This is a genomic window from Dolichospermum sp. LEGE 00246 (genome assembly GCF_015207865.1).
GTDB lineage: Bacteria > Cyanobacteriota > Cyanobacteriia > Cyanobacteriales > Nostocaceae > Dolichospermum > Dolichospermum heterosporum.
The window spans coordinates 1-7868 of sequence record NZ_JADEWA010000253.1 but is presented as its reverse complement, the minus strand read 5'-3'; the positions used below and the strand labels follow the sequence as shown (position 1 = coordinate 7868).

The 7868-nt window shown below is 39.8% G+C and carries 8 protein-coding genes; 1 reads left to right on the top strand and 7 read right to left on the bottom strand.

The window, feature by feature from the left end:
* Positions 1-33 precede the first annotated feature (33 nt).
* The 7 genes from ndhI to IQ228_RS16260 form a co-directional block, all read right to left on the bottom strand.
* Entirely contained in the window at positions 34-627 is a 594-nt protein-coding gene (ndhI, locus tag IQ228_RS16290; protein WP_027402454.1) for an NAD(P)H-quinone oxidoreductase subunit I, read from the bottom strand.
* An 81-nt stretch (positions 628-708) separates the two neighbouring features.
* The gene (gene nuoH / locus IQ228_RS16285) at positions 709-1827 is read right to left on the bottom strand and encodes an NADH-quinone oxidoreductase subunit NuoH (protein ID WP_027402453.1); all 1119 of its coding nucleotides are present in this window, start codon (positions 1825-1827) and stop codon (positions 709-711) included.
* Positions 1828-2366: 539 nt separating this feature from the next.
* Complete coding sequence (locus IQ228_RS16280; protein WP_027402452.1) at positions 2367-3503, bottom strand: citrate synthase; 1137 nt, start codon at positions 3501-3503, stop codon at positions 2367-2369.
* 87 nt (positions 3504-3590) lie between these two features.
* Positions 3591-4085, bottom strand: coding sequence for a phosphohistidine phosphatase SixA (sixA, locus tag IQ228_RS16275; RefSeq protein ID WP_193963555.1), 495 nt, complete (start codon positions 4083-4085; stop codon positions 3591-3593).
* Positions 4086-4174: 89 nt separating this feature from the next.
* Positions 4175-4540 carry a Shedu anti-phage system protein SduA domain-containing protein gene (locus tag IQ228_RS16270; RefSeq protein ID WP_193963554.1) on the bottom strand — a complete coding sequence of 122 codons (366 nt, stop codon included), beginning with the start codon at positions 4538-4540 and terminating at the stop codon, positions 4175-4177.
* Positions 4537-5787 (bottom strand): hypothetical protein, encoded by a 1251-nt coding sequence (locus tag IQ228_RS16265; RefSeq protein ID WP_193963552.1) that lies wholly within the window; start codon positions 5785-5787, stop codon positions 4537-4539. Before IQ228_RS16265 ends, IQ228_RS16270 begins: the two co-directional genes overlap by 4 nt.
* Positions 5784-6209 (bottom strand): RusA family crossover junction endodeoxyribonuclease, encoded by a 426-nt coding sequence (locus IQ228_RS16260; protein ID WP_168643850.1) that lies wholly within the window; start codon positions 6207-6209, stop codon positions 5784-5786. The genes IQ228_RS16265 and IQ228_RS16260 overlap by 4 nt, the downstream gene beginning before the upstream one ends.
* 331 nt (positions 6210-6540) lie before the next feature.
* Between IQ228_RS16260 and IQ228_RS16255 the strand changes: the two genes are divergently transcribed.
* On the top strand, positions 6541-7560 hold the full coding sequence (locus IQ228_RS16255) for an ABC transporter ATP-binding protein (protein WP_027402449.1): 1020 nt from the start codon (positions 6541-6543) through the stop codon (positions 7558-7560).
* The last annotated feature ends 308 nt before the right edge of the window (positions 7561-7868 follow it).

Below are 7868 nucleotides of genomic sequence, written 5' to 3'. Positions count from 1 at the left end.
TCCCCAACCTCCCCAACCTCCCCCTGCTTGCCTTCACCCGTCATTTTCGGGTTGACAGACTACTAGGTCTTCTGGACGAGAACCTGCACGGGGGGCATCAGCGGGGACTCCGTGAGGGTCCATTACGCCTTTAGGTAGGTAAACAAGTTCGCGCAGTGGTGTCACCATGGGATCGTTTGTAACTTTATAGGGTAATCGTCCCAGGGCTACACTATCGTAATTAAGTTCATGGCGATCATAAGTGGCTAGTTCATATTCTTCTGTCATGGATAAACAGTTGGTGGGACAGTATTCCACACAGTTACCACAGAAGATACAAACTCCAAAATCAATACTGTAGTGTTTGAGCTTTTTCTTTTTAGTGCCTTTGTCCATTTCCCAGTCAACGACAGGAAGATTAATGGGACAAACACGCACACAGACTTCACAAGCAATACACTTATCAAATTCATAGTGAATGCGACCGCGAAATCTTTCCCCAGGAATCAATTTTTCGTAGGGATATTGAACGGTAACAGGTCGCCGTCTCATGTGGTCAAAAGTAACAGATAATCCTTGACCAATATAACGACCTGCTTGGACTGCTTCTTTGGCGTAATCACCAACTTGTTTGAGGAATTTAAGCATTTTTGTGTCTCTCTCTTTACAATTTTGGATTTTGGATTTTGGATTTTAGATTTCAGATTCAATCCAAAATCTAAAATTGCCTTACCCACCGAAGGCGAAGGGAAAGGCTAGTTTGAAGGCTGCGGTTAATAGGAGATTTACCAAGCCTATTGGTAAGAGAAATTTCCATCCTAAGTCTAGCAATTGGTCAATCCGTACCCGTGGTACTGTCCAACGAATGAGGATGGCAAAAAATACTAGTAAGTAGGCTTTAATCACGGTCATGGTAATGCCTATCACTGCTGTGACTACCTGAATGGCTGGGTCACTTTCGCTGACTCCTAACCAACCAGTGATCATCTCCAGGGGTATAGGACAATGCCAACCACCAAGGTATAAAATTGCTACTAATAGGGCAGAAAGGACAAGGTTAATGTAGGAACTGAGGTAAAAGAGGGCGAATTTCATGCCTGAATATTCGGTCTGATACCCGGCAACTAGTTCTTCTTCGGCTTCTGGTAAGTCAAAGGGTAGGCGCTCGCATTCTGCTAGGGCGGCTATCCAAAAGATCATAAAACCTAATGGTTGTCGCCAAATATTCCAGCCGAGAATGCCAAAGTTAGATTGCTGATTAACGATGTCAACGGTACTAAGACTATTGGACATCATGGCGATCGCTAGTACACTCAATGCTAAGGGAATTTCATAGCTGATGGACTGTGCTGCTGCCCGTAAACCTCCCAACAAGGCGTATTTATTATTAGAGGCATAACCTGCCATTAATAAACCAATGGGCTGAATACTAGATAGTGCAATCCACAAGAACACGCCCATGCCGACGTTAGCAATGATGATATTCTGTCCAAATGGCACAATTAAATAAGACAGAAATACTGGTAAGACGACAATAATTGGACCGATGGTAAATAGCCAAGTATCTGCTTTGGCGGGGATGATATCTTCTTTAAATACCAGCTTCAGACCATCGGCTACAGGCACTAGTAATCCAAAGGGTCCTTGGTATTCAGGACCAATCCGCTGCTGTGCCGCCGCTGAAATTTTCCGTTCTAGCCATGTGGCAACTAGTACGCCTACTGTAGCCCCAATTAGCATCAATACCATTGGTAATGGCATCCATAGAGCTTTGGCCGCGCCAGGGGGTACGCCCAAGTCTTTGACAGATTGAATAAAAGTTCCTTGGAGGTCAATTCCTGGATTCATGTTTGCTGCTCTTTAAGTCAACGTTCTGATCAACTGTCCAAGATGAAATTAGTTGTTTCAACTTTCATCTAAACCTCCAGGAGACCCCCACCAAAACTGTACTCAGTTTGGTGATGGGAGGAATGGAGGTTTAATTGTGAAACGTCCCTTGAGTAATTTTGTGCGCCAGCACAAACAATGAGAGGGACAGTTGAGCAATTAACAAATCTTTGATAGTTTATTCCCTTCAATACTTGGGCTAATTCATGAGTTTAGTATATCCTTGGATGGGTTTCCCCATCAGACTCTACAAGACAACTTCTACTTATGGTTGGGATTGGGAATTGATGATTGATGACTTAATCGTCATCAGGTAGTGCAAATTAGCCGCTTCCGGGTTGGTAATGGGTTTCCCAAACTCGGCGCTGTTGTAAGTTTGCCAATTTTAACGGGTTGTGATTTTGGAATACAAGCCTCAATGGAAGATGTGACGGTTATCAATCTGTCCATTGGAGGACTTGAATTGAACATCCCAAATCTACAGTTGAGTAGTTTGTCAGTTAACGTTGGTCAATCGGAGTGTAGGCGATTTCGTGACGACCACTGTAAATTTGAGTGGGACGGAAAATCCGGTTTTCTACCAGTTGTTCTTTCCAGTGTGCTAACCAACCGGCTACACGGGCGATCGCAAATACTGGTGTAAACAAATCTGTAGGGATTCCCATTTTCCTATACACCAAACCAGAATAAAAGTCAACATTAGGATAAATCCCTTTACCACCCAGTTTTTCTGAAACTACCCGTTCCATTTCTACGGCAATTTCATAGTATTCGTCATAGCCAAACTTCTCAAACAATTGCTCTGCCAAGCTTTGTAAGATTGTAGCGCGAGGATCTTTGACTTTGTAGACACGATGACCAAAGCCCATAATTTTAGCTTTGCGTTTGAGAAGATCATCTACATAGGGGACAACATTTTCTACTGAACCGATGTCTTCTAACATCTGAATTACTTCTTCATTCGCTCCACCATGCAATGGACCGCCTAAAGTACCGACGGCACTGGCGACTACTGCATAAGGATCAGTCAATGTAGAAGCTGTGACTCTAGCACTAAATGTTGAAGCATTCATTGTATGCTCAACATGAAGTATTAGGCAGATATCAAATATTTTGGCGGCTAGGGGGTCAGGCTCTTTCTCATTGAGCATATACAGGAAGTTAGCCGCATAGTTCAAATCATCCCTGGGTTTAACGGGGTCATTACCTTGCCGCATTAACTGGAATGCTGCTACCATCGTGGGAATAGTAGCGATTAACCGGACGGCAGCAGTCCGAATATAGACAGGATTATGTAAATCCCGACGAGAATAGAATAAACCTAAAGCAGCAGCCGAGGCTTGAAGCGCATCCATCGGATGACCACTTTCAGGGAAGCATTTCATCATGTCCCGAATGCGGTATTTGATGCGCCTGTGGAAGAGAACTTCATGCTCAAATGCTTTTAGTTCTTCTTCATTTGGTAACTCACCCCAAATTAACAGATATGCAGTTTCTAGGAATGTACTTTTCTCCGCTAATTCCTCAATCCTGATACCACGATATTCTAGAATTCCTTTCTGCCCGTCTACATAACTAATGCTCGACTGGGCTGCGGGAATGCCTTCTAAACCAGGCTTGTATTCGCATACCGTCATGGCAACACCATTTACTTTGTAAAATATCTGCTCACACTAACCTACTAGAGACTATTTTCACCACAATAGTTGCAGATGTAACAACTATTACAGCAGGTACTTGGGTGATGTTAACCAAAACAGTTGACTACGACCCCAAGCTGAACCATCATCTGGTAGTTTTATTCCCATCATACCTGCTTTTTTGAGGATGAGGCTCTCTTTTGCTGTTCCCCACAGGAGAATTTCTGCCCAATGGCTTAAACTAGGCTCATGACCGACTAATGCTAGTTTGGTTTTCTGGGGATAATTCCTGGGTTGAAGCCATTCTTGCCACCAATTTTGAATATTACCATCAAAGCTCAGATGATCTGATGTTTCTAACTGGGAACTCAATCCAGCCGCAATGAGTATTTCTGCTGTTTGATAAGCGCGAACTAGGGGACTGGTAAGAATGAGATCAAAGTGTAATTCTAGCTGTGCTAATCTTTGAGCGACTTTCTCGGTTTTTTGTCTTCCTTCTGGGGTGAGTTGTCGTTCTTCGTCTTTTAGTTGCGGTTGATGTTCTTCGGCGATACCATGACGGATTAAGTATAGTTCCATGTTTTTAGTTGGGTGTTTTTATATTATTTTTGTTTCGCGCAAAGACGCAAAGACGCAAAGGCGCAAAGAAGAGGGTAAAATTAGTAATTTCATAAAATCTTTGGATACTGTGAAAGTCTATGTCTTATATCTCTAGCTAATTGATCAAATGTTTTACAAATTACTTTGCGTGAGTCTACTACAACTCTATTTAAATACCATTTCAATCTAGCTTTTTCAAGCTCACTAAGGAATTCATCTCTACCTATAACAAGAATACCTTGATATTCTATATTCTCACTTCCAAAAATAGAACGAAATTGAGAAGTATTCTTAACATCATCAATTTTCCAAAACCAATCAATGATTTGACTAAATCCATGTTCAAATCTATGCGAACGCAGTAGATTTTCAAATTCCTCAAGTTCAACCCAACACTGTTTAATATCTATATGAAAAGAATCTAGATTTTTCATACTTTAGCCTTTTCTAATAATCCATATAACATTTCAATCCGTTTATAATTAACTATATCAGTAATAGTCACTTTTTTAGATTGAACTTCAAAAATGATTCGATATATGCCTACCTTCGCAATAAAATCATTATCTGGGCTTGAATTCAGATTAGAAAATTCAATTTCTGAACAATCAGGAAAGTTTTCTAGATAACTAATAGCATGACTAATCTTTTCTTTTTCTTGAGTTGGTAAAGCATCAAGTGCTATTTGTGCGTTATCATCTAGAACTATTTCATTTTTGTTTGGCTGTTGATTTTTAGAGTTAGTAGAAAGATCGCAATACTCATCAGATAAGTGTTGAACTTCATTAAAAAAATTAGTTCCTCCTTCTACTTTTTCCAATATGTGCTTAATCTTTGCAAATATTTCATCTTTTTTTTCTGTTGGTTCGTCGTTTAACACAGAAACTAATATTTCTTGAAATTTCTGATTCCTTTGTGCTGTAGTTTCCTGAGTATTTTCGGTCATACTAACCATAATTTGCCTGAAAACCTGTAGAACTGCTATTTTTTCAGTTTCAGATATATTAGAAATCCATTCTATCAATAACTTAACAACCAACATTATAAACTTAGGTAAAACCTCCGAATCTAGCTTCTGAATATAACCGTGAGCCAGACGATTACGCTTTTCTAAGTAAGCTTGAATAATATCAAATTCAGAAATTGATAACTCTCCCACAGAGTACATTGATCTTAGCAATTTTATGAATGGTAAACGTTCAATAGGAATTGATACATCAACTGCTCTTTTTCTTAATGCTCCCTCAAAAACACTCCAGAGAAAAAGAAAAGCAGGTTCAATATTATTATTTTCAATAAGCTTGCTAACTTGACTAAAATGGTCAATTAGTTCTTCCCAAGAAGGTAGTTCTTCCGATGTTCCAGGTAATGATTCGGCTTCTATATCTTCAAGTGTCACTAATAAAAAACGCCAGCCTGGATGTCTACTTACTTCTTCTGCTACAAATTGTAAACGCTCAACTGAAACTGGACGAATACTGGTTTTTACTTCAATTATTAAACCTATTAAACCAGATTCATTTTCATTCTTAGTAGCAAGAATATCGGGTTGATAATTATCCAAATCAAACGGTAATTGATCTGCTTTCGGGTTTTGTATAACAGTAAATCCTTGATCACGATACTGCTTGATCAAAGATTCAACTTTATCATCATGTAAACTTTTAGTATTGTCTATCATAAGTATTTTTCCAATGTTTGAGATTCACTTACTTTGACATAAACACACTCTTCGCCAATGATGACACCTTCCTGTAATAATAAAGGTAAATTTGTTATATCAATTGGCTCAGATAAAAACCGACGATGACTCTCTACATCTGATATTAGTCCATCATCTTCATAAACTAACTCATTGAGTGCATCCTGAATGGGTTTAATAATGTTATCGGTGTCAAGTAGATTCGGATCACCATAATTATCACCACAAAGATAAATTAGCGTTAACTGTAAATTAGCATCTTTAATTGGACTGCTACCCGTCCAAACCTTTTGGGCTTCAGAATGCACAAAATTTATCCATTCTCGACGGTTTATTTTGTTCCGTGTTTGGTTTGAAACAGGCCGCTTGCGAATGAGAAGTTCAAAATATATTATTGACATTCCCAGTCCATCTCTTGATTATAACTTAATAAACTTACAGCACTTTCCACCACGTCTTGGGTGTATCTCAAAATTGTACTAAATTTATACCTGTTTCTTTGACTATATAGTTTCAAAAATAAATCAAATAAGTCAAGTTGATAGACGTACTGTATAGCTGAAGTATCAACAATAACGATAGAGATGAGCTTATCCCTATAGTTGATCATTTGGCTAAATCTGTACTGAGAATTATCTGAAAATGAAATATTCAACTCATCATGGCGATCGCCTAACTTGTACAATGAAAGATAGATTGTTGCGAATTGTATAGTTAAGGATTATAGCTGTCATGACTGCCGCTGTTTTCATCGAAAATCTCAAAAAAAGCTACGGTAATCTAGTCGCAGTCCAGGATGTTTCCTTTCAAGTCCAACCTGGAGAAATTTTTGGGTTACTTGGACCTAACGGGGCGGGGAAAACGACCACTCTCCGGGCTTTATGTACGCTAACAACGCCTGATACTGGGAAAATTGAGGTTTCTGGCATTTCTGTCTTAAATAACCCCAAATTGGCTAGGCAAAAACTGGGTTATGTAGCCCAAGAGGTAGCTTTAGATAAGGTGCTAACTGGACGGGAGTTACTACAATTACAAGCGGCGCTGTATCATCTTCCTGGTGCGCTGATTAAACAGCGAATTAATACTATTTTGGATTTGCTGGGGTTACAAGAATACGCAGATAAAAAAACTGGCACTTATTCCGGTGGTTTACGCAAACGGTTAGATCTAGCGGCTGGGTTACTTCATGCCCCTGATGTGTTGGTATTAGATGAACCAACGGTAGGATTGGATATTGAAAGTCGGGTTGTAGTCTGGAATTTCCTGCGGCAATTACGGGCTGGGGGAACTACTGTGGTAATTACCAGTCATTATTTGGAAGAAGTTGATGCTTTAGCTGACAGGGTGGCAATTATTGATAGAGGTTTGGTTATTGCTAATGGTACACCTTCTCAGTTAAAAGATCAGGTGGGGGGCGATCGCATCACCTTGAGAATCCGCGAATTTTCACCTCTAGAAGAAGCCGAAACCGCCAAAAACCTGTTAGCAGCCTTACCTTTTGTTCAAGAAATCATCATCAACAGCGCCCAAGGTAACTCTCTAAATTTAGTAGTTACTCCGCAAAATGACGTTTTGATCACGATTCAACAGGCGTTAAATCATGCCAATTTACCAATTTTTGGCATCGCTCAATCTCGTCCTAGTTTAGATGATGTTTACCTAGCAGCCACCGGAAAAACCTTAATGGATGCGGAATTAGCCGCTGTAGCCAATCGTGATCCCAAAGCGGAGAAAAAGCAAAATATGAGATAGAGAATAGGTAGGTAATAGTTAAGGAAATGTAGGTTGGGTTGAGCGATAGCGAAACCCAACAAAATCCTTGATAATGTTGGGTTATGGCTGATGCCTTCGGCGATCGCTTATGGGAGAGATAATCCTACTGTATACTTGGCACAGATGAGGAGATGGAGAAATTACTGGACTGGACTGATAAGGATCGTGGATTAAATAACCTGTAATTCTGGTTTAGCGGTGTAATTCCATTGCGGCAAGAATTCATCAAAAACAATCTTCATGTTTGATTTGAAATCAAGAGCCACTTTTCGACCTGTTTGATAGGT

What these genes read in the sequence shown, in the direction of transcription:
- ndhI (WP_027402454.1), bottom strand. Translation starts at nt 627, where the DNA reads ATGCTTAAATTCCTCAAACAAGTTGGTGATTACGCCAAAGAAGCAGTC.
- nuoH (WP_027402453.1), bottom strand. Translation starts at nt 1,827, where the DNA reads ATGAATCCAGGAATTGACCTCCAAGGAACTTTTATTCAATCTGTCAAA.
- IQ228_RS16280 (WP_027402452.1), bottom strand. Translation starts at nt 3,503, where the DNA reads ATGACGGTATGCGAATACAAGCCTGGTTTAGAAGGCATTCCCGCAGCC.
- sixA (WP_193963555.1), bottom strand. Translation starts at nt 4,085, where the DNA reads ATGGAACTATACTTAATCCGTCATGGTATCGCCGAAGAACATCAACCG.
- IQ228_RS16270 (WP_193963554.1), bottom strand. Translation starts at nt 4,540, where the DNA reads ATGAAAAATCTAGATTCTTTTCATATAGATATTAAACAGTGTTGGGTT.
- IQ228_RS16265 (WP_193963552.1), bottom strand. Translation starts at nt 5,787, where the DNA reads ATGATAGACAATACTAAAAGTTTACATGATGATAAAGTTGAATCTTTG.
- IQ228_RS16260 (WP_168643850.1), bottom strand. Translation starts at nt 6,209, where the DNA reads ATGTCAATAATATATTTTGAACTTCTCATTCGCAAGCGGCCTGTTTCA.
- IQ228_RS16255 (WP_027402449.1), top strand. Translation starts at nt 6,541, where the DNA reads ATGACTGCCGCTGTTTTCATCGAAAATCTCAAAAAAAGCTACGGTAAT.